This window comes from Spirosoma pulveris (genome assembly GCF_054781875.1).
In genome coordinates this window covers 412,484-432,717 of the sequence record NZ_BAAGTO010000002.1, presented here as the reverse complement: position 1 = coordinate 432,717, position 20,234 = coordinate 412,484, and the positions used below count along the sequence as shown (strand labels likewise).

At 50.9% G+C, this 20,234-nt stretch carries 16 protein-coding genes; 11 read left to right on the top strand and 5 right to left on the bottom strand.

All coding sequences use genetic code 11. From position 1 onward, the window contains the following. Positions 1 to 166 precede the first annotated feature (166 nt). From ACYVJM_RS10040 to ACYVJM_RS10020, 5 genes are all read left to right on the top strand, one after another. Positions 167 to 1,822: a carboxylesterase/lipase family protein gene (locus ACYVJM_RS10040; protein WP_461148090.1), complete on the top strand. Its 1,656-nt coding sequence runs from the start codon at positions 167 to 169 to the stop codon at positions 1,820 to 1,822. A 201-nt stretch (positions 1,823 to 2,023) separates the two neighbouring features. After that, positions 2,024 to 2,281 carry a hypothetical protein gene (locus ACYVJM_RS10035; RefSeq protein WP_461148089.1) on the top strand — a complete coding sequence of 86 codons (258 nt, stop codon included), beginning with the start codon at positions 2,024 to 2,026 and terminating at the stop codon, positions 2,279 to 2,281. A gap of 156 nt (positions 2,282 to 2,437) precedes the next feature. Further along, complete coding sequence (locus tag ACYVJM_RS10030; protein WP_461148088.1) at positions 2,438 to 3,322, top strand: NmrA family NAD(P)-binding protein; 885 nt, start codon at positions 2,438 to 2,440, stop codon at positions 3,320 to 3,322. 48 nt (positions 3,323 to 3,370) lie between these two features. Then, entirely contained in the window at positions 3,371 to 4,234 is an 864-nt protein-coding gene (locus ACYVJM_RS10025; protein ID WP_461148087.1) for an SDR family oxidoreductase, read from the top strand. Positions 4,235 to 4,294: 60 nt separating this feature from the next. Beyond that, on the top strand, positions 4,295 to 5,209 hold the full coding sequence (locus ACYVJM_RS10020; RefSeq protein WP_461148086.1) for a helix-turn-helix domain-containing protein: 915 nt from the start codon (positions 4,295 to 4,297) through the stop codon (positions 5,207 to 5,209). A gap of 29 nt (positions 5,210 to 5,238) precedes the next feature. Here the strand turns inward: ACYVJM_RS10020 and ACYVJM_RS10015 are convergent, their stop codons facing one another. Together ACYVJM_RS10015 and ACYVJM_RS10010 are read right to left on the bottom strand one after the other, a co-directional pair. Next, on the bottom strand, positions 5,239 to 6,570 hold the full coding sequence (locus ACYVJM_RS10015; protein WP_461148085.1) for a HupE/UreJ family protein: 1,332 nt from the start codon (positions 6,568 to 6,570) through the stop codon (positions 5,239 to 5,241). A gap of 15 nt (positions 6,571 to 6,585) precedes the next feature. Continuing rightward, positions 6,586 to 7,980, bottom strand: coding sequence for a DUF3500 domain-containing protein (locus tag ACYVJM_RS10010; RefSeq protein ID WP_461148084.1), 1,395 nt, complete (start codon positions 7,978 to 7,980; stop codon positions 6,586 to 6,588). A 405-nt stretch (positions 7,981 to 8,385) separates the two neighbouring features. On the opposite strand from ACYVJM_RS10010, the gene ACYVJM_RS10005 reads away from it, so the two are divergent. Together ACYVJM_RS10005 and ACYVJM_RS10000 are read left to right on the top strand one after the other, a co-directional pair. After that, complete coding sequence (locus tag ACYVJM_RS10005) at positions 8,386 to 8,736, top strand: sensor histidine kinase (RefSeq protein ID WP_461148641.1); 351 nt, start codon at positions 8,386 to 8,388, stop codon at positions 8,734 to 8,736. 369 nt (positions 8,737 to 9,105) lie between these two features. After that, on the top strand, positions 9,106 to 12,228 hold the full coding sequence (locus ACYVJM_RS10000) for a sensor histidine kinase (protein WP_461148083.1): 3,123 nt from the start codon (positions 9,106 to 9,108) through the stop codon (positions 12,226 to 12,228). 10 nt (positions 12,229 to 12,238) lie between these two features. Here the strand turns inward: ACYVJM_RS10000 and ACYVJM_RS09995 are convergent, their stop codons facing one another. Then, positions 12,239 to 13,261, bottom strand: a complete 1,023-nt coding sequence (locus ACYVJM_RS09995) for a LacI family DNA-binding transcriptional regulator (protein ID WP_461148082.1) — start codon at positions 13,259 to 13,261, stop codon at positions 12,239 to 12,241. 245 nt (positions 13,262 to 13,506) lie between these two features. Between ACYVJM_RS09995 and ACYVJM_RS09990 the strand changes: the two genes are divergently transcribed. Both ACYVJM_RS09990 and ACYVJM_RS09985 read left to right on the top strand, forming a co-directional pair. Further along, the gene (locus ACYVJM_RS09990; protein ID WP_461148081.1) at positions 13,507 to 15,108 is read left to right on the top strand and encodes a DUF5060 domain-containing protein; all 1,602 of its coding nucleotides are present in this window, start codon (positions 13,507 to 13,509) and stop codon (positions 15,106 to 15,108) included. A gap of 134 nt (positions 15,109 to 15,242) precedes the next feature. After that, on the top strand, positions 15,243 to 15,710 hold the full coding sequence (locus ACYVJM_RS09985) for an OmpA family protein (protein ID WP_461148080.1): 468 nt from the start codon (positions 15,243 to 15,245) through the stop codon (positions 15,708 to 15,710). Positions 15,711 to 15,724: 14 nt separating this feature from the next. Here the strand turns inward: ACYVJM_RS09985 and ACYVJM_RS09980 are convergent, their stop codons facing one another. Beyond that, entirely contained in the window at positions 15,725 to 16,381 is a 657-nt protein-coding gene (locus ACYVJM_RS09980) for a YdcF family protein (RefSeq protein ID WP_461148079.1), read from the bottom strand. A gap of 1,187 nt (positions 16,382 to 17,568) precedes the next feature. Here ACYVJM_RS09980 and ACYVJM_RS09975 point away from each other — a divergent pair. Both ACYVJM_RS09975 and ACYVJM_RS09970 read left to right on the top strand, forming a co-directional pair. After that, positions 17,569 to 18,009, top strand: a complete 441-nt coding sequence (locus ACYVJM_RS09975) for a DUF1810 domain-containing protein (RefSeq protein WP_461148078.1) — start codon at positions 17,569 to 17,571, stop codon at positions 18,007 to 18,009. Positions 18,010 to 18,115: 106 nt separating this feature from the next. Then, positions 18,116 to 19,573 carry a Gfo/Idh/MocA family protein gene (locus ACYVJM_RS09970; RefSeq protein ID WP_461148077.1) on the top strand — a complete coding sequence of 486 codons (1,458 nt, stop codon included), beginning with the start codon at positions 18,116 to 18,118 and terminating at the stop codon, positions 19,571 to 19,573. Positions 19,574 to 19,654: 81 nt separating this feature from the next. On the opposite strand, the gene ACYVJM_RS09965 is transcribed toward ACYVJM_RS09970, so the two are convergent. After that, positions 19,655 to 20,194, bottom strand: a complete 540-nt coding sequence (locus ACYVJM_RS09965; RefSeq protein ID WP_461148076.1) for a sigma-70 family RNA polymerase sigma factor — start codon at positions 20,192 to 20,194, stop codon at positions 19,655 to 19,657. Positions 20,195 to 20,234 lie beyond the last annotated feature (40 nt).

The window sequence follows — 20,234 nt, the reverse complement described above, 5'->3', positions numbered from 1 at the left end:
AATTTACCACCGATCACCTTATGTGTTCACGGCACCTTTGCCGTTAATCACGTTCCTGATTATCAGCCACAGATCTGTTCATTAAGACTAGTAAAAATCTCCAATGTGTCCCTTTTACGTTAACACATTTGTGGGTTTACCCTTACCTTTTAACAGAAACTAGATAATGAAACCGTCAAGACGAAATTTTCTCCAGTCACTCGGCGTTGGCGTGGCCAGCCTGGGCGTGTCTGAACAAGCCATTGCGGGTGTAAAACCACCAAAAGCCGCAAAACCCGTCGGCGACGAGCAGGTTTTGTTCGTAGGCGATAACATAGCCATTGCCAAAACGGAATACGGCAAGGTGAGAGGGTTCATCCTGCGGGGAATTCACCAGTTTTTGGGTGTACCCTACGGAGCCGATACCTCGGGCAAAAATCGCTTTATGCCTCCGCAAAAGCCAACCGCTTGGACCGATATTCGTCCGGCCCTGTGGTGGGGAAACTCCGCTCCTCAGATCATGGAGAAACGCTATGCCAATCCCTATGCCTCGTTTGTCGACCACTGGAATTACGACGACGTCTCGGAAGACTGTCTGAAACTAAACGTCTGGACCCCGGCGCTGGACACGCAAAAACGGCCGGTCATCGTCTGGCTGCACGGGGGCGGATTCGTCAACGGCAATGCGGTTGAGCAGGACGGGTACCATGGCGAAAATATTTCGCGGTTTGGGAATGTCGTGTTCTGCTCCATCAACCACCGGCTCGGCGCGTTGGGCTATACCCATCTGAAAGCGGCCGGTGGCCATCCGGCATCGGGTAACGTGGGTAATCTGGACATGGTGGCGGCTCTTGAATGGGTCAAAAACAACATTGCCAATTTTGGCGGAGACCCGAACAACGTGACCATCATCGGGCAGTCGGGGGGAGGGGCTAAGGTCACCACCCTGATGAACATGCCTTCGGCCAAAGGATTGTTTCATAAGGCTGTAGCGCTGAGCGGCAGTTCGCTGGCAGGTACAAATAAGGAGTACGCCGAAAAGCTGGGGCTGAAAGTGATGGAAGAGGCTGGCCTGAAACCCGGCGAAATTGACAAACTTCAGCAGATTCCCTGGCGCGAATACATCGACATAGCCAACCGGGCCACTGAGAAAATGGCCGACGAAGCCAAAAAGATGGGTTTACAGCGTGGTGGATACTCGCCCGTAGGCGACGGTGCGACCCTGAACGACGGCAAGTTTTTCTCGGACCCCAACCACTTTTCGGCTTCTATCCCGCTGATGATCTGCTCGACCTTCCACGAGCAGAACCCTGACCGAACCGATGCTTCGCTGGAAAATATTTCGCTGGCCGACGTAAAGGAAAAGATCAAATCCCGCTTCGGCGACAAAACCAGCGACATCGTGGACGCCTACGCCCGGAACTTCCCGAAAGCGCGTCCTATTGAAATCTGGGCCTTAATTGTGTCGAACCGGAAGAACGTCGTGGCCACCGCCGATGCGAAAGTGTCCCAGCAGAAAGCGCCCGTTTATGTAGCCTGGTTTGGCTGGCAACCCCCGCTCTTCGACGGTCGGATGCGGGCGTTCCACTGCGATGATATCTGTTTCTGGTTCTACAATACCGATCTGATGCTGACCCATACGGGTGGCGGCAAACGCCCCCGCGCCCTGTCGGAGAAGATGGCCGGGTCGTTCCTTAATTTCGTGAAGACGGGCAACCCCAATGGGGGCGGTTTACCCAACTGGAAGCCGTATACGACCCAAAACGGCGAAACGATGATTCTGGACGATACTTCCGCACTGGCCAACGACCCCGATCGCGAAGCCCGCAAAGCACTGGCCTAATTGAGGAAATAACGTTGTTACCAAACAGCCATTGTAAACCTTTTCAGGAGAAGGTTTACAATGGCTGTTTGGCTGTACAGGGCAGGTATTGGTGACGGATTCACTGAAATGTTAACTGTTTGGTAAGTTTCAATCGAAAAGCATAAATTGAGTGCCGGAAACCTATCCGGAAGTTCACCCTTTCTAAACCCAAACACCAGTATGTTTTCAACTAAAGAGTATGCTACAATGACACTTGACGAATTAATGTCGGAAGAGAAGAAGATGAATTCGCGAAAAATTCCATTTGCTCTGTTCATCGGTCTTTTAGTTGGCTTTGCTGTCTGGTCGGCTACCCACAACGGAGGTTTTGTGGTGACCGTTATTTTGCTTATCAGTGCGATTTTATCTGGCAGCGTATACACAAAAAACCTGAAGAGTCTCCAGACAGAAATAAGCCGCAGAAATACTGTTGGTTAATTACCTGTGCAGGGCTGAAATTGGCGTGGAAAGCGGGTCGTTATCCTGCGCCTTACGCTCGACTAAGCTGAAATGCCCGTTTTGACTACAACAACCATAGATTCGATTACATGGTGTTCCGGATGGTTACGGACCTTTGTAAAAAAAAACAGCGCTATGAATATTGTAGTAACCGGTTCATTAGGACACATCAGCCAGCCACTAACCGCTGATTTAGTAAAAAAGGGGCACACTGTTACGGTCATTAGCAGCAAGCTCGAGAAACAAACGGATATTGAAGCCCTGGGCGCCCGAGCGGCCATCGGTACCCTGGAAGACGTTGATTTTCTAACCGCCACCTTTGCCGGAGCCGACGCCTTGTATGCGATGGTACCCCCCAGCTTTTCTGAATCCGATGTACGGGCGTACTATGGCCGAATTGGCCGCAACTACGCCCAGGCCATTACGCAGGCGGGTGTCCGTCGGGTGGTTTACCTTAGCAGTTACGGCGCAGATCTGGACAGCGGCACCGGACTCATTCTGGGGGCGCACGATGTAGAGGGCATCCTGGGTCAACTGGCAGACGTGGCCATTACGTACCTGCGCCCGACGTATTTCTATTATAATCTCTACGCTTTTGTGGGCATGATAAAAGGAGCGGGCAATATTGCGGCCAACTACGGTGGGGCTGACAAGCTGGTTATGGTGGCTCCTGCCGATATTGCCGCTGTAGCTGCCGAAGTGCTCACCACAGAAACGACCGGCCTTGCCGTGCGCTACATCGCCAGTGAGGAACGGACGGGAACCGAAATTGCCCGTATTTTGGGCGAGGCCATTGGCAAGCCGGACCTCACATGGACCGTTATTACCGATGAACAGATGCAGAACGGTCTGGAAGCAAATGGTGTACCGCCCCAACTGGCAGCTAACTTCGTGGACATGTTTGCCAGCGTTCGCAACGGGGCTTTGTCACGCGATTACTACCTGAATCCACCAACAACACTAGGTACCACCAAGCTGGCCGATTTTGCCCGGGAGTTTGCGGCTGTTTACAAGGGCTGATCGTCTTTAACCAACGTCATCTTAGACTATCCTCTAAACAGAACGGCCATGATTCTTGTAACCGGTGCAACGGGCCAGCTTGGCTCCGCCACCATTAAATTTCTGCTGCAAAAACGCTCACCTTCGCAGATTGCCGCCCTCGTTCGTGACGAGCGCAAAGCCGCTTCGTTACTGGAAAGCGGACTGACTATGCGGGTTGGCAGCTACGACGATACGGCCTCGCTCGACAGGGCGATGCAGGGTGTAGAAAAAGTCCTGCTGATTGCCGGGACGGATGAGGACAAACGCATTCAGCAGCACACCAACGTTATTGAAGCCGCCAAAAGGGCCGGTGTTCCGTTTATCGCCTACACCAGCCGCACGTTGAAAGACCGAAGCACGATGGCTAATCAGCTCATGGAAGGGCATTTTCAGACGGAAGACTATATCCGAACGAGTGGCCTGACCTATGCCCTTTTTCGCAATGTGCTGTATATGGATGCCATTCCGCAATTTGTAGGGCCAACTGTTTTCGACGCGGGTATCCATCTGCCCGCCGGTCAGGGGAAAGTGCCCTTTGCCTTACGGGCCGAAATGGGCGAAGCCATAGCGAATGCGCTGGTCGCCAGCGATGGCGGTAGCAGCGTTTATCAGCTCACCGGGAGCGAGGCCTACTCGTTTGTGGATGTGGCAGCGGCCCTGACGGACTTGTCCGGTAAACAGATAAACTATGCACCGGCTGAACCATCTGCTTTCGAAGCGCAGTTGACAGGGCGTGGTGTGCCCGAGGTGGTTGTTCGGCGGATTATCGCGTTTATGACCGACATTAAAAACGGGCAGGAAGACGAGGTAAGCCCGGATCTGGAAAAGCTGCTCGGGCGGAAGCCTACGTCGCTCCGGGATGGGTTAAAAACACTCTATAATCCCGGATAAGCCTGCTCCGAAATGACGTGTCCAGGTGCTTTAAATCGTACAACGTTTAGTCGTTAGCCAATGAAAAACTTACAGCCGCTTCGCATTAAAACCATCACAGACTACCATCTGCTCCGGAATTTGCCAAAGCCCGAACATCCGTTAATCAGCCTGGTGCACTTCGAAGCGATAAAGCAGCTAGCCTGTGATAAGTCGACCAGTATCATTCAGGATTTTTATTCCATCGCGCTGAAGCGGAATTTCAACGGCAAGATGAAATACGGTCAGCAGGAGTACGATTTCGATGAAGGCCTGATGATCTTTATTTCGCCCGGACAGGTGTTTACCATCGAGGCTGATACGGCATTGACCCATACGGGCTGGTTGCTGCTGATCCATCCCGATTTTTTGTGGAATACGCCCTTAGCCAAAAAAATAAAGCAGTACGAATATTTTAGTTATGCCGTCCACGAAGCCCTGCATTTGTCGGAGAGAGAAGAAACCATTGTGACGGGTATTATTCAAAACCTGGATCAGGAATACCGTTCGAACATCGACACCTTCAGTCAGGATGTATTGATAGCCCAGCTTGAGTTGTTACTGACCTATGCCGACCGGTTTTATCACCGTCAGTTTATCACCCGAAAAATCACCAACCATAAACTCCTCGATCGGCTGGAGGGCATCCTCACGGACTATTTCAGCAGCGATGCCGTAGCCGAAAAAGGCTTACCAACGGTGCAGTACATCGCTGATGCCTTGCACGTATCGCCTAATTACCTGAGCGCTCTGCTCAAGATGCTGACGGGGCAAAGCACTCAGCAGCACATTCATGATAAATTGATTGAAAAAGCAAAAGAGAAATTATCTACGACCGATCTAACCGTCAATGAGATTGCGTATGCCCTGGGGTTCGAGCATTCGCAGTCGTTCAGCAAGTTATTCAAGAGCAAAACCAATGTCTCCCCGCTGGAATTTAGGACTTCGTTCAATTGACGATCGGGCGTCGATGGCAGTCAGCAGACCTAAACCAACGTTCGCAAGCGCCCCCGCCCCCATGCGATTACGGCCAGTAAGGCCAGACCCGCCAGCAGGAAGGGTGAATAATTGGCGGTCTGTTCGATAAGTGCAGTGATGCCGTTAGTCTGTCCCGACACACGCTCGGCCACCCAGGCCAGAGCGGCTATTGCCGCGAAAATGGCCCCGAAGATTCGTACGGTCGGGTAGGACGGGGTTTGACTCAACAGGATAAGCCAGGGTATGGTGAGGCCAATAACAACCAGTTGCATCAGTTCGATGCCCAGGTTAAATCCCAGAATGCTCAGCGCCATTGGTCCCGCATCCAGCTTTAAATTGGCGAGCGTACCCGCAAACGCCAGACCATGAACCAGGCCGAAACCAGCCGCCACCCAAGCCTCCCGGCCCGGAAACAGGGGCCGCAGCGCATGTATGGCCGAGACCAGAATAGAGACGGCAATCAGGAGTTCGACCGGCTGCGACGGTAATCGAACCCAGCCAAGCGACCCTAGCAACAGCGTGAGCGAGTGACCGAGAGTAAAAGCCGTGACAATCAAGACGAGTCGTTTTATACTGTAACGAACGCCCCCAAAGCGGCCCCAGCCGAATCCCGATCTACCCGAAACCAGTAACGGCGCGGGCAGCAGCAGCACCAGCAGAAACAGCAGGTGATCGGTACCGTCCGCAATGTGGCGCATACCCAGCTTAACCATGGACTGAAAGCCCGTCCAGGCGCTGCCCGATTCCAGGCTGATGGGTAGGGGGAGTATGCGGTCGTTTACAATATCCAGTTCGATAATGCCTACCTGCGTGGGCGGCTCGTCGGCTACCAGCCCACGCGCCCAATCCTGCCGAACCGATACCAGAATCTTATGGGTCACTACCTGATGGAGCACGACATCATAATTTAAAATGAACCGTCGAACCGGCTCACCAGCCGGGGGGGCCAGCCGGACCTGCGCGATCAACTCCCGATAAACGCCATTGATCGGGTTCTGGGTTTCGTGCACAACCAAACGATCTACCGATACAATCCAAGGACGATCGTCGGTACTTTTCGGTCGAATGTGCTGGCATAAATAAGCCTTTAACTGAGGACCGAGCCGGGCTACCAATCCCGCCGACGAATCGTTGACGGCATGACCAAAGGCGGCCTGAAGTTCGTTCAGCGGAATCTGCACTTCGGCCTCGATCCGGTCGGTGTGAACGTTGAGCAGCACCACCGAATTGGGCATTGGATGCGCACCTGACAGGGTTGCCAGACCTGTAAACACTGAGCTGAGTAGAAAAACCATCAGCCATCCGGACGGACAGCTGATGAAATAGGGTCGTTGTTTCACAAGAATAGGGGTAGGTTAGTTGCCACCGTAATCGCTGGTATGGTCGCGCCAGACCGAATGGGGGTGGGGCGTATTCCGGATAACAATACCCCCTTGGGTGGAGTACTCGATCCAGACACTGGGGCCGTCCAGCCGTATGTAGTCGTTCTGGGTTGACATGGTGCCGGTACCTGAGTAGGCAATGTATGTATTGTCCAGCTCTGCCGTGTATTTGGCCAGTACCGTAGCTGCCGTTTCGCTGTTCAGATCGTTCACATACAGCTTAATGGCGTTTAGGACGAGGGCTTTTTTGGTTGCATCCAGATTGCCCGCTTTCAGTCCCGATTTGGTAGCCGGAAACTGGGCGTCTATGCCGGGCCCCAGCAAAATATCCGTAAACGAAGACGAAAGTTTGGCCGTTGCCTGTTCGCTGGTGCTCAGTCCGGCCAGCAGGGTGGCAAAGGCTAAGCGCTCCTGCTCGACCGGCTGGTAAGTACGGCTGTTTGCCGTAACGGCGGCCATCGGCTCTACCGCCCGGAACGACGGTGTTACGCCGGTTATTTTACCGCTATTATACGTATTGGCAAGCGTATAGTGGTGGCCGCCAAACTGGAGTTCCCATAATCCGGTGGTGCTGGGTGTACCCAGAAAAGCCATGTAATAATTGCCTCGGCCATAGTCTGATCCACCGCCGTTAGCCGCCAGGTAATCATCGGCAACCAGATTGCCTTCCATCTCGTCGAAGCCTTCGTTCGTAACACCCTGCGCCAGCACCGCAGCGATCAACGCTCTGGCCGCTGTTAGCTGGGTGGCAGAGAGCGAACCCCAGCTGATACCGACCCGGTTGCGGTAGAGTCCTTCCGGCAGGTTCGACCAGCGTACGGCGTTGGCTTTGGTGTAGGTCAACTGCACAGCAGCCAGTTGGGTGGCGGTCAACGTGGCTTTAAATGCTTCGGCGAGGCAAACGACCTGGGCTAGTCCCGTTGCCGATGAGCAGTTTGTCGTAACGGCAGTGCTCGTACCTGGCGTGCCGACAGTCAGCGCAAGACTGCAGTTTTGCCCGCCAAAGCTGAGTGGAAAGGTGGCGGTACCGGCTCCGGACGGCGTACCACTAATAGTAAAAGTCAGGTTCCCGGTACCGCTGGCCAGCGTACCTGCCTGAAGCGTAGCGTTCAGCCCGGATATGCCCGTTGAGGCAATGGCACTGCCGGCAGCGTAGGCAATGCCGTTACCGCCTGTGTAAGGTACCGTTGCGGTACCCGTGTAAGCCGTGCCGCTGACCGCTGTTGCCGAAAACGTAGCCGATGCGCAGGAGAGCGCAGAAACTGTGGCCGACGATGGCGTTACGGATGTGTCGGTTTTTTGACACGATATGATCGCCAATAGGCTGATAAACAGAAGACTGACGGCAGCTGTTAAGGAAATACGCATGGAGTTAATTAGCTTGGTATAGTTACTTAACAGTACGTTTGGTTCAACCTCTTTGTTGCTCTCTAATTGGATACATATCGAACACAGTTGGCTACTTATCTAACTAGTAGTTGCTGTTAGGTTGGCCGTGGTAGCAACCGGGGGCTTGAGATGCCTGTAGTATATAAAAACCTGACCTTATGGCTGATCATTATTTACCTAAAAAAGACAATGTCTGTAGGAGAAAGAGGAAAATGGTTTCGCCGTGTTATACGTTAGTTAATAAATTAAATAAATAGCATACATATGTAAAGGAGTATGTTATAGTTTCCGTAAAATTTTATTTCTGTCAATCTGCTACGCAACTTTTCAGGAGAAAGCTCACCGACGAAAAATGTATGGGGAGATGGCACGTTGCTGAGTTAGATTGTACAGAACCTGCTCTCGAATGCGTTTAAGTTTTCTCAGAAAGATCCGCGCTTAACAATCCATTTTTCTGCTCACCAAGTTCAACTGATCGTAAGTGATAAGGAAGTCGGGATTCCGGCCGACGCACTGCCGTTGTTATTCAGTAAGTTCTTCCGGCCACGGAACGCGGGCGATTTTCAGGGAGGAGGCTTCGGTCTGGTAATCTGTCAGCAAAACATAACCTTGTTGAGAGGTCGTATCGACCTGACCAGTACAGAAGGAGTTGACACAATGGCTATTGTGAGCCTACCCTCTCGTAGAGGAGGCTGGTCTGCTACCGACGGCATACCGGCTGACGTAGCGGAGTGATATAGGCTAACTAGCCGATGATAGCTGTGTATGTAAACAGTAATAAGCTATAGGAGCCTTGGATGTACTTTTTTGGTGAAGCGTGTTAGTGAAAGAGGGCCTAAATTGAGCTAAGAATAACTTAAAGTGTATTATTGACGTTATAAGTAGCAGTCTAATTGGTATATTTGCAGATGTATAACTATCAGATAATTTAATATTTGCAAATAGTTATATCTCTATTTTCGCTGCTCAACTCAGCAAATTACTCAACGAATCCTGATTTCGTTCAGGTATCCACCCGGTCGCCGTGTTCTGAGTGACCCGTCAAGCGAACAGGCTCCCTGATTTACTCTCCAGAGCCTACAAATGTGAATTCTTCGAGTATTTATGAATACGCTTTTAGAGCCTTGGCTTGACACGGTGTCGCTGGGAGTTGCTTTCCTGAAGCCTGTCCAGAGTCAACAAAACAGCCTCACTACCTTTCATTGTGAGCAGGTTAATGCTACCCTGGCTCAGGTGTTAGGGATCACCGCCGACCGGCTTCTTCAACAACCCCTCGACCCATTTGTATTTTGGGTACCGCAAAACGAGTGGAAAGAGCAATTGCAGACTGTTTACCGAACCGGCGCGGCTCTAAAACAGTACCTGAAATTTCCCCACACGAACCGATGGTTTCAGGCTTGTACGGATCGCGTGAATGATCAGCTGGTGTTTAGTCTACAGCCGGTGGTCAGTTTACCTGAGGCTCAGCCCGTCGATCTACCTGCTGTTACACTACTGGAAACCAATCAATTGTTGCAGGCAGTTATCCATACCAGCCCAACGGGTCTGGCGTTGCTGCGTCCCATCTGGCAGGAGGGTGCCATCGTTGATTTTCGGTACGTACTCAATAATCCGCAGAGTGCGGTCATTACCGGATTGCCGCAGGAAGCCATGCTGGGTAACTTGCTGTTAGTTTTATTCCCGCATCTGTTGGCAAATGGGGTCTTTGATCGGATGGTGCGTGTAGCCCTTACCGGTGAAGCGCTGCGCTTCGAAATTCTGGACGAATTACCTTCGGGTGCCTTCTGGGGAGAGTTTACCCTCGTTCGGGTGGGGAGCGATGTTCTCTTCAGCGTTCAGGACATCACCCGGCTCAAACAAACGGAAGAACAACTGCGCCAGGCCAACCGGGATCTGGAGCAGCGCGTTGCCGAACGGACGGCCCAGGTGAGTCAGTTAGCTGCGTTCCAGCGCGCCATTCTCACGCATGCCGGGCTGGGGATTACGGCAACAGATGCCCAGGGAATTATTCAATTGGTGAACCCGGCCATGGAAGTGCTGACGGGCTACGGGGCCGAGGAACTGGTCGGCAAAGTTACACCCGGGTTCCTGCGTGAGCCATCGGTTCATCAGCAGCAGATCGAAGAACTGAAAACGGGCCTTAATGACCAGTCGCTAACGGGCGAAGAAGTCGTTAGGGCGTACGCCGTCCAGCATAAGTTTATACGGCGGGAAAACACGCTGCTCACCAAAGACGGCCAACGGATTCCTGTACTGGCCACCGTAAGCGGGCTCTATGATGATCAGGAAAACCTGATTGGCTTTGTGGATATTGCCACTGATATTTCTCCCCTGAAAACTGTTGAAGCAGCGTTGATGCAGATCCAGCAGCGCAGTCAGTTAGCAACAAAAGCGGGTAAACTGGGTATCTGGGAGTGGAATATACGCACCAATGAACTGGACCTGGAGGTTCATTTTTCTTCCTATTTCGGTATACCCAAACAACCTGGTTTTGACCGTCTCGGGCAATTACTCCGCCTGGTTCACCCCGCCGACTTACAGGGCTTTAAGCAAGCCCTGCTGGAGGCCAAACGGGGAAAATCAACGCTGGATATTGAATTTCGTATCATTCTGCCAACCGTGCAGACCATCCATTTTGTCAAAGTAGATGGACTGCTTATTCAAAACGAAACCGATTCAACTCCCCGAATGGTGGGCGTAGTGACCGATCGGACAGCGTTGCGCCAATCGCAGCTTGCCCTTGAGGAGAGTGAACATCGGTATCGTATGCTGGTCAATAACATGAAAGAGGCCGTCTTTCAGACTGATACCGCCGGTTTGTGGACGTATCTTAATCCGGCCTGGGAGACCATTACCGGCTTTAGCGTGCCGGAATCGCTGGGTACGCTGTTTCTCAACTATGTGCTGGTCGAAGATCAGGCGCGTAACCAGGAGCTTTTTGAGCCAATGATGAACCGGCAGAAAGCCTACTGTCGGCATGAGGTTCGATATATCCACAAATCGGGCGGGTATCGCTGGGTTGAGGTCTTCGCTCAGGTAACCCTCAACGAGCAGGATGAACTAACGGGCACTACGGGTACACTAACCGACATCACTGACCGAAAACAGGCTGAAGTGACCCTGCGCGACAGTGAGCAGCGTTTTCGGGAAATCGCCGAAAACGTCGATGAGTTGTTCTGGATTCGGGACCTGCATTCGCCGAAATTTCTGTACATGAACCCAGCCTTCGAGAAGTTTAGTGGCGTTCGTGTCGAGGAGTTATACCGGAACCCCTTCATTTTTGCCGATTTCATTCATGAAGACGATCGCCCCACTCTTCTGGCGGCCTTCATGAGCAATGAACCCGGAACGAGCTTTCAGTTTCGGGTACGCCACCTCAATGGAGAGCAACGCTGGATAAGTGCCCGGATCTTTTTATTGACCGATGAAGCGGGTATGCCCGTGCGCAGACTGGGCGTAGCCAGCGACATTACGGCGGTTATTGAAAAAGAGCAGATTCTGAACGAGTCACTGGCGAAGGAACGAGCCTTGAATGTGTTGAAGTCGCAGTTTATAGCCACCGCTTCGCATGAATTCCGAACACCCCTGATGGCCATCAGCTCCAGCGTGGAGCTGATCCGGCATTATATGTCTATGATCACGCTGCCTTCGTCTCCAGCCCTGATCAACAAACATACGGACTTGATTCTGGGACAGGTAGACTCCCTGGATGAGTTGATTGTCGACACGCTGACGCTTAGCAAGATTGAAGAAGGTAAAGTAGTACTTACTCCGGAAGAAATCGATGTGGTTGCCCTGTGCCAGGGGCTGGTTGAGGGTACGTTTTCAGATCGGTCGGATGGGCGTCGCATCGAGCTAGCCTTCGTTGGCACCTCCGTGTCGATACGTGCCGACAAAACGTTACTGAGTCATGTACTGCTGAACTTGGTCTCCAATGCGTTTAAGTATTCGACCCGGAATCCTCGTTTAACCATCCGTTTCGACCACTCTGCCGTTACGCTGGCTATCCAGGATGAGGGCTTTGGTATTCCGGCGAAAGATATGCCTTTCCTGTTCGGTAAGTTCTTTCGCGCCAGCAATGTTGGTCAGGTCAAAGGAACCGGGCTAGGGCTGGCCATCTGCAAAGAATACGTCGATCTGCTTGGGGGTACCATTGAAGTTGCGAGTACAGAGGGGGTAGGTACTACCTTTACCATTACCTTGCGCAGCTGCGCTGAAGTAGGTTAATTACTATTTTTCAAGTCTTTACGCTGGAGCCCCGCACAATGAGTTCCGTTTTCAGGACTCTGGTTACCGGCTTCCAACTGGCCGTTTCCGAATCAATCTGCTCCAGCAGCAGCTGAGCCGCCACCCGGCCAATATCCCGCGTAGGCTGCGCAATGGTCGTTAGCCCCGGTTCGATCAATGACGAACCATAATCGTTACTGAAGCCAACGACCGCAATTTGATCGGGAATTGCAAGCTGCCGTTGTTTAATGATTTTCAGCGCTTCGAGTGCCGTTGGATCGTTGACGGCAAACAGGGCGTCGGGCGGCTCGGGCAGATCGAGCAGGTAGTTTACGTAAATTTTGGCCCGCTCCAGATTCAGATCATAACTGATAATCAGATCGTCGATAATCGGGAGGTGGTGCTTCCGCAGTGCATCTTTATAGCCTTCCAGCCGTTTGCGGCTGATGTAGAGAGACATGGGACCGGCCAGATGGGCAATTCGCCGTTTCCCGACCTGAATCAGGTGTTCCGTCGCTTTAAAAGCCCCTTCATAGTCATCGACAACAACTTTGGGTACGTCGATATCATAACAGATCCGGTTGAAAAAGACCATGGGAATCGCTTTTCGCTGAAACACCGCGAGGTGATCGAAATTCCTCGTTTCACGCGTGAGTGACACCAGCACGCCATCCACCCGATTGGCGAGCATTGCCTTGGCATTGGCTACTTCTGTTTCGTAACACTCATTCGACTGGCAGATCAGGACGGTGTACCCGGCCCGGTCCGCCACTTCCTGCGCGCCCATAATAACAATTGGGAAAAAAGACGTTACGAACTCCGGTACAATGATGCCAATCGTTTTGCTTTGGCTCGAAGATAGGTTGATGGCCAGCATGTTGCGCTGGTAATCCAGTGTTCTGGCGAGTGTTAGTACTGCCTGGCGTGTCTCTTCTTTTACCGAGGCATGACCGGTCAGCGCCCGGGAAACGGTTGACTTCGACAGGTTTAGCTGACGGGCAATATCAATAATCGTGACTTGATGACGCTTCATGAACGGGGTGAGATCGTTTCGTACTACACGAAGAACGATCACGCTGTTTCTACTTACTCACGTTCATCCGTTACGGAAGCGTTTTTGCATTCGACACACCAGCAGAAATCCGCGGATGAAATGGACACCTGAGTGCTACGCTTTACAGGAAGTCAGGATAATTTGATTACAAAGACTGTTTCGCTGCTACTTTTTCACTTTTTTGCAGCCAGACTATTGCTTCCTTTTCCTGACAGCGACTATATATGTACTGTAGACTGCTCCTCCTACTCATCGGCCTGTTTTCCGGAAAACCGCTTTATGCTCAGGAAATTGAGCAGTGGGGCCGATTTGAGTTAACCCTTACGGGTAAACCACCTAAAAATGCCTTCACCGGTGTAAAGTTGACCGCTGCGTTCTCCACCGGCGATACTACCTACATAGTTTCGGGCTTTTATGATGGAAACGATACGTTTAAAATTCGGTTTATGCCCCAAAAAGTTGGCAGATGGACTTACCGAACCAGCAGCAGCCTGGCCGGGCTGAACAACCGTAAAGGCGCATTTACGTGCGTTAAAGCCGCTGAAGGTAATTTCGGGATTGTTCGTGTCAGCAACACCTATAACTTCAGCTATGCGAACGGGAAGGCGTATTACCCGTTTGGCACAACGGCCTATGCCTGGACCCACATGGGTCAGGAGACGCAGGAAATTACCCTCAACACCTTGAAAAAATCCGGCTTCAACAAACTGCGCATGTGCGTCTTCCCCAAAAATTACGAGCTGGTAAAAGAAGAGCCGACATTGTTTCCCTTTGCTGTCAGGGAAATTAAAAAGGACACTGCCGGAAAAGAGCAGATCGTCTGGGATTACGACACGTTTAACCCGGCTTTTTTTCAGCACCTTGAGAAACGGGTCGATGACCTGAACAAACTTGGTATTGAAGCGGATTTGATACTTTTTCATCCCTACGATAAAGGACGCTGGGGGTTCGATGCCCTGCCGAATGAGGTAAACATACGCTACCTCAACTACCTGATTGCCCGATTGGCCTCGTACAAAAATGTCTGGTGGTCCGTTGCGAACGAGTGGGATTACGTGAAAAGTAAAACCGTAGAGGATTGGGATCTGCTGGCAGAAACCATTGCCCGGAATGACCCATACCGGCACCTTTGTTCTATCCATGGCGCTACAGCCACCTATTATGACTACCGCAAACCTGCGTTTACGCACGTGAGTATTCAGGATGAAACGCCGGTTCAATCCCCAAACGCGTCCGCCATGCTCCGGCATATCTACCACAAACCGGTTATTTCCGATGAGGTAGGCTACGAAGGAAATCTGAAGTCGCGCTGGGGTCGCTATAGTCCCGAAGAAATGACCTTTCTGGTCTGGAATGGGGTACTTGGCGGTACCTATGTTACCCACGGGGAGTGTTACATGAATACCCCGTCCGACACGATTTTCTGGGCAAAAGGCGGGGAGTTCAAAGGCACAAGCTGGAAACGAATTGCCTTCCTCAGAACTATCCTCGAAGCCTTCCCAAATCCGGTTCGCCTTTCGGATATTAGTCGCGACAACGTAACCGCTACCGCTGGCGATGGGCAGTATTTAATCTATTTCGGGAAACAAATGATGGAGAGCTGGCCGTTTAACCTCCCTGCCAAAAATGATGTCTACCGAAAAGTAACGGCAGGCAGGCGGTTTAAAGTTGAACTTATCGACACCTGGGATATGACCGTCCAGACCTGCCCGCAACTTTTCGAAACCGCCAGCGAAAACGACTACCGACTTTTCGATAAAGAGCTTAAAAAAGTAAGGCTTCCGCTTAAGCCATACATGGCCCTGCGGATAACCGAAATAAAGTAAAGAGATTAGAACAAACTTGGGCCAAATCGGGCCATCCACCAGGTAGACGAAGGTCAGTAAGTCAAAACGTCACCTCGCACAACGTATAAATGGGTATGCTCTTCTTACTAAGAAGCCATCGGCTAAGTCGATCGATGAAGACCCGGGCAATTGTCGTCCGGTCTAAATGTAGTTATGCGCTAACCAGTTGGCTGTTGTTTTTACTGGCCTGTTCGCATACCGACGTACTGGCTCAGCAACAGCCCCAATCCGGAACTATGCTCCCGCTGAGTGTTACCATCCTGTATTTCGATCAAAGCAGCCCCGCGCTACGGCCCGGTGTAAAAACAACCCTGGATTCCCTGGCGCAGTTACTTGTGAGGCAGCCGACGTTGGTGGCCGCCATAACGGGCTATACGGACAATGTAGGAAAGCGCGAACTGAACCTGGCTTTAGCCGAGCATCGGGCCAAAGGCGTTGCCGATTATCTAAAACAGCATGGTGTAAACAAAGGCCGGATTGTTGTCAATTGGGAAGGGCCGGGCAGGAACGCATCAAGAGATCAGGCAGCCCCTGTAGCCACAATTGATAGACGAGTTGTTATACAATTATTGCCTAGGTAACCTCCGGTAGCTTATCAGGACGCCAAATGCCGGTTGTACCCAGCCTTAACCAGTGCTTCGTAAGCCGCCCAAACATCCTCCGGTATATCTTGTGGGATTTGAAAGCCTTTGTCCGGGTAGATTTTAATTCGTTGTAAATCACCAACCATGATGCTCACGATATCATCGGGCGTTAATTCCGGGTTCGTGTACTTGCTTAAATAGTCATCGAACGAATCCTGCGGAGAGGTAACGATCACTTGTTTTTCAGGCCACACCTGCCTAAAGGTTGCAAAACTCCGGCGCTCCATGTAAGGCTTTTGTACAACAATGAACGTTTCGGGGTCCAGGTGGCGCTCGGCCAGGAGTTGCCTGGTGAATGATACGTTCTCGCCGGTATTGGCAGACTGGTTCTCGATCAATATACGGTCAGCTGGAACGCCCATATCCTGAGCAATCCGGGCAAACAATTCCGCTTCCGGCTCTGTCCAGATGAACCGGGTAATTACACCCAGCCCTCCGGAAAAGATCAAAAGTGGTGCCCAGCCTTCCAGAAACAACTCTGCTCCCCGTTCGGCAACCCGTGTGTCGTGGCTACAGAGGACTAGAATAGCATCTGCCTTCTTCAGTTGATGATTGGTGTGGTGGTAATCCCAAAGCTTTATCGCTAAGTCGCGTAGGTGATCTGTCATTTGATGTGTAACGAACAACGGCTATACAATCGGTTCTGGTGCGGTACACCGACCTTAAAAACGCGAATTTAGGGCTTCGACGTGGTTATCTTGAAGGAGATATGAAAAAGTTGACATGTGGTATCCGGCTTCCGTGAGAGTTGAGAGCCTTGCTGACTGGTCACTACCCACAGCGTTTGAAGAAGTCGGCAGGAAGTGTGCATTCACTGAATGGCGTGCCGGATGGATTCGCTGTAAAACAAAAAAGAGTTCTTCTAAGTAGAAAAACTCTTTCACCATAATATGATCTAATATGTTAATCAGTATTAAGCAAGAATGGGACCAGTTTTTTTTAACAGGGCCAAATTGTTTTGTACACATGCCAAAATTTTTCAAAAAAAATAGTTTTGCAACATAACTTATTGATAATCAATAGTAAAAAAATTTCAATTATAGGCTATTTTTTGAATGGTAAGTCTTCTCGATGGCTATTCGGAAGGCATATTGTTCCACTTTATGGAAAATGTGGCCAAAAAATGGACTTGAGCCGTCTAAAAACAGGCGTTCTGATGAGATGATCCTACCTGAAGGAGATAAAATCAATAGGGAGGCTGGTCAAAACAGCTAAAAGATTTATGAATTGTATGACCATTCTCCATTTTTTACAGATTTATGCAAAATTGTTTTCGCTGACCAATTTCTTCGCTGTTACCTAATTTAAAATAATTAGGTAATTATACATAATCGATAACGTATTTTTACTCGGCGTCAATTGATTGATTTTCAGCCTTTTTTCTGTACTGCTAAGAGCTAAGGACGGGGTAGTGTCGATGAATGGAGAGAGCAGGAACCAGCGAGGGTTCCTGAATCGCTACCAGTTATCGAATTTTCAATAATCAGAGATAGGGTAGCTGTTCAGCGACTGATTCCAAAAAATGGAAAACCAATGATGGGAAAGATTCGCCTGTAGCTAAGCGGTTCCGGCGTCTGCGTCAATAGCGATTTTTGGCCGTCACTCGGGCTGTCTCTGACTAACTAAGCCCGAACTAAATGGAAAATAAAATGAAAAATAAGGCACGTTTCATGTCACGCTACACAATAAAGATGCATTGGCTGCGTTTATAAACTGTTATGTAACTTCTGCCCCGATAGTCATCTGCTGTCGGGGCTTTTTGTTTTATTTAATCAGGCAACTAACCCAATAGAACATGACATCGGAATCGAGTCTAAAGCGCTTCCTGGACGCTCAGGAAAACGACTATGCCCGAGCGCTGACCGAAATAAAGAACGGACGAAAACAAAGCCATTGGATGTGGTATGTCTTTCCCCAGATTGCCGGGCTGGGGTTTAGTGAAACGGCGAAATTTTATTCAATTCAAGATCGGGAAGAGGCTCAAAGCTATCTGGATCACCCTGTTCTGGGTAGTCGGCTGCGGGAGATTTCGCAGGCATTGCTGGCCATTGAGGGAAAGACCGCCCATCAGATTTTAGGTAGCCCGGACGATGTAAAGTTAAGCTCCAGCATGACGCTCTTTGGTGCGTTGACCCCAACGGATCCAGTATTTCAGGCGGTTCTGAATAAATACTACGCCGGTGTGCCCGATGCCCGAACGCTGGCTATTTTAAAGAGCGGTCAGCAAACCCGGTAAAAGCCCGGAAGAAAGATAGCGTATTGAGATGGCAGAAACCCGGCTGACCGGGTAAATCAGGCAGTAAATCCCCTTTATCCGCTATACTTGAAACCAGGCATTTCCTATGCAGTCCAATAGACGAACATTTATAAAAAGCTTATCGGCGGCTTCGGCGGTAATCGCTACGGAGGCTGTGGCCAAACCGTTTGGCGCTCCGGCTTACATCCCGAATCTGATGAAAATCAGCCCGAACGACAAAATTCGCATTGCCACTATTGGCATGGGAATTCAGGGCAATTACGATACGCAGGCCGCTTTACGCAACCCGGATGTCGAACTTGTTGGTGTTGCCGATTTATATGATGGGCGGCTCCAGCACGCCAAAACGGCCTACGGTAAGGACAAAGAATTGTTTGCTACCCGCGATTACCGCGAAATACTGGCCCGGCCGGATGTTGACGCCGTCCTTGTCGTAACGCCGGACCACTGGCACGACCACATCACCATTGCGGCCCTGAAAGCCGGAAAGCACGTTTATTGCGAGAAGCCGATGGTGCAGCACCTGAACGAAGGCAAAGCAGTAATCGATGCCTGGAAAAAGTCGGGGAAGACGATGCAGGTAGGCAGTCAGCGGATCAGCAGTGCGTCTTTTAAAGAAGCCAAACGGCTGGTGGAAGCGGGCGAAATCGGGCAGATCAACTACATCGAATCCAACAACGACCGATTCAATGCCATTGGTGCCTGGCAGTACTCGATTCCACCCGATGCGTCGACGCAAACGCTGGACTGGGACCGGTTTCTGGGCGATGCACCCAAACGGCCTTTCGACGAGAAACGGTTCTTCCGCTGGAGGAACTACAAGGATTACGGTACGGGTGTTGCAGGCGATTTATTTATTCACCTCATAACGGGCGTTCACTTCGTAACCAACACGATGGGACCAACGCGTATCTATTCGTCGGGTAACCTGGCTTACTGGAAAGACGGCCGCGACGTGCCCGATATTATGGCCTGTATCATGGACTACCCCAAAACCGAGCAGCACGAAGCGTTTCAGATGGTGCTGCGGGTCAACTTTGCCAATGCCGGTAAAATCAACGATGTAACCCGCATCATTGGTAATGAAGGGCAGATCGAATTCTCGGAGAATAATCTGATTATGACCAAAAAGAAACTGCCAGCGGCTCCCGGCTATGGTGGCTACGACAGTTTCTTTACGTTCACGGAACCCGTTCAGCAGGAGTTCGTGAAGCGGTACGACGCCATTTACCCACCCGATACCCGAAAGGCGGACCCGGTAAAAGAGATCAGATTTGAAGCCCCTAAAAACGACGATGCCCATGCCAAACACTTTGGCGACTTCTTCGAGAACGTTCGCAAAGGGAGCCAGGGTACGGTCGAAGATCCCGTATTTGGTTTCCGGGCTGCCGCTCCGGTATTGGCCTGTAACGAGAGTTTCTTTGAGCAGAAAGTGGTGCATTGGGACCCCATTACCATGACGCAGAAAAATCCTACAACCAGCGCACCGACGCCCAAAAAGAAGACAACGGCGTCGGGAAAAACATCGGCAAAGAAGGCGTAAGTATTACCTGTAAACGTCTGTAGAATAGTAATTTATAGTGAAAAAGGGGCGATCTTGAAGGTTGCCCCTTTTTCTGTTTTTCTACCGGGTCTGCTGAGTGGTTCGTAATTGCTGCATAGCCTGTCGCAATAATTGCCGGGCAGTTTCAGCAGGAAGGTCGAGGTTTCGGGCGGCTTCTTCGGGTGTACAATTTTTGAAGAGAACCGAATGCAGGAGTTGAGTGAGTTTCGGATTGAGCGAGTCCGTTGGTAAAGGGACGGTTGTTTGGAGCACGTTTGTCGGAAGGGGGATAACTTTTCCGGTCAATGTTAGCTGAACAACCCGTGTTGACGCCTGTTTTTTCTCCCTGAGCGCATCCTGGGCTGTACAGCGGGCTATAAGCAGCAGCCAGGTGAAAAGGGGTTGTTTTTCAGGTCGGTAGGTGATCATTTCTGAACGGGCTTTCATAAACGTCGTTGCCAGTAGCTCGATGGCCATGTCTTTATCCGAAACAATCCGGGTGATCACGCCGAGCAAAACAGCGGCATATCGATCGTACAGGGCGGAGAAATCGAGTGGAAACTTGTCATCATACCGGCCAGGTAATTGGGGCTCTTTATGTAATGGTATTTCACGAGCCATAGCCAGGAATTAATAAATAGCGTTTGATGATGGGTGTAAG

Bases quoted from the DNA above. Each gene is read 5' to 3' on its own strand.
- ACYVJM_RS10040 (WP_461148090.1), top strand. From the start codon at position 167: ATGAAACCGTCAAGACGAAATTTTCTCCAGTCACTCGGCGTTGGCGTG.
- ACYVJM_RS10035 (WP_461148089.1), top strand. From the start codon at position 2,024: ATGTTTTCAACTAAAGAGTATGCTACAATGACACTTGACGAATTAATG.
- ACYVJM_RS10030 (WP_461148088.1), top strand. From the start codon at position 2,438: ATGAATATTGTAGTAACCGGTTCATTAGGACACATCAGCCAGCCACTA.
- ACYVJM_RS10025 (WP_461148087.1), top strand. From the start codon at position 3,371: ATGATTCTTGTAACCGGTGCAACGGGCCAGCTTGGCTCCGCCACCATT.
- ACYVJM_RS10020 (WP_461148086.1), top strand. From the start codon at position 4,295: ATGAAAAACTTACAGCCGCTTCGCATTAAAACCATCACAGACTACCAT.
- ACYVJM_RS10010 (WP_461148084.1), bottom strand. From the start codon at position 7,980: ATGCGTATTTCCTTAACAGCTGCCGTCAGTCTTCTGTTTATCAGCCTA.
- ACYVJM_RS10000 (WP_461148083.1), top strand. From the start codon at position 9,106: ATGAATACGCTTTTAGAGCCTTGGCTTGACACGGTGTCGCTGGGAGTT.
- ACYVJM_RS09995 (WP_461148082.1), bottom strand. From the start codon at position 13,261: ATGAAGCGTCATCAAGTCACGATTATTGATATTGCCCGTCAGCTAAAC.
- ACYVJM_RS09990 (WP_461148081.1), top strand. From the start codon at position 13,507: ATGTACTGTAGACTGCTCCTCCTACTCATCGGCCTGTTTTCCGGAAAA.
- ACYVJM_RS09985 (WP_461148080.1), top strand. From the start codon at position 15,243: ATGAAGACCCGGGCAATTGTCGTCCGGTCTAAATGTAGTTATGCGCTA.
- ACYVJM_RS09980 (WP_461148079.1), bottom strand. From the start codon at position 16,381: ATGACAGATCACCTACGCGACTTAGCGATAAAGCTTTGGGATTACCAC.
- ACYVJM_RS09975 (WP_461148078.1), top strand. From the start codon at position 17,569: ATGACATCGGAATCGAGTCTAAAGCGCTTCCTGGACGCTCAGGAAAAC.
- ACYVJM_RS09970 (WP_461148077.1), top strand. From the start codon at position 18,116: ATGCAGTCCAATAGACGAACATTTATAAAAAGCTTATCGGCGGCTTCG.
- ACYVJM_RS09965 (WP_461148076.1), bottom strand. From the start codon at position 20,194: ATGGCTCGTGAAATACCATTACATAAAGAGCCCCAATTACCTGGCCGG.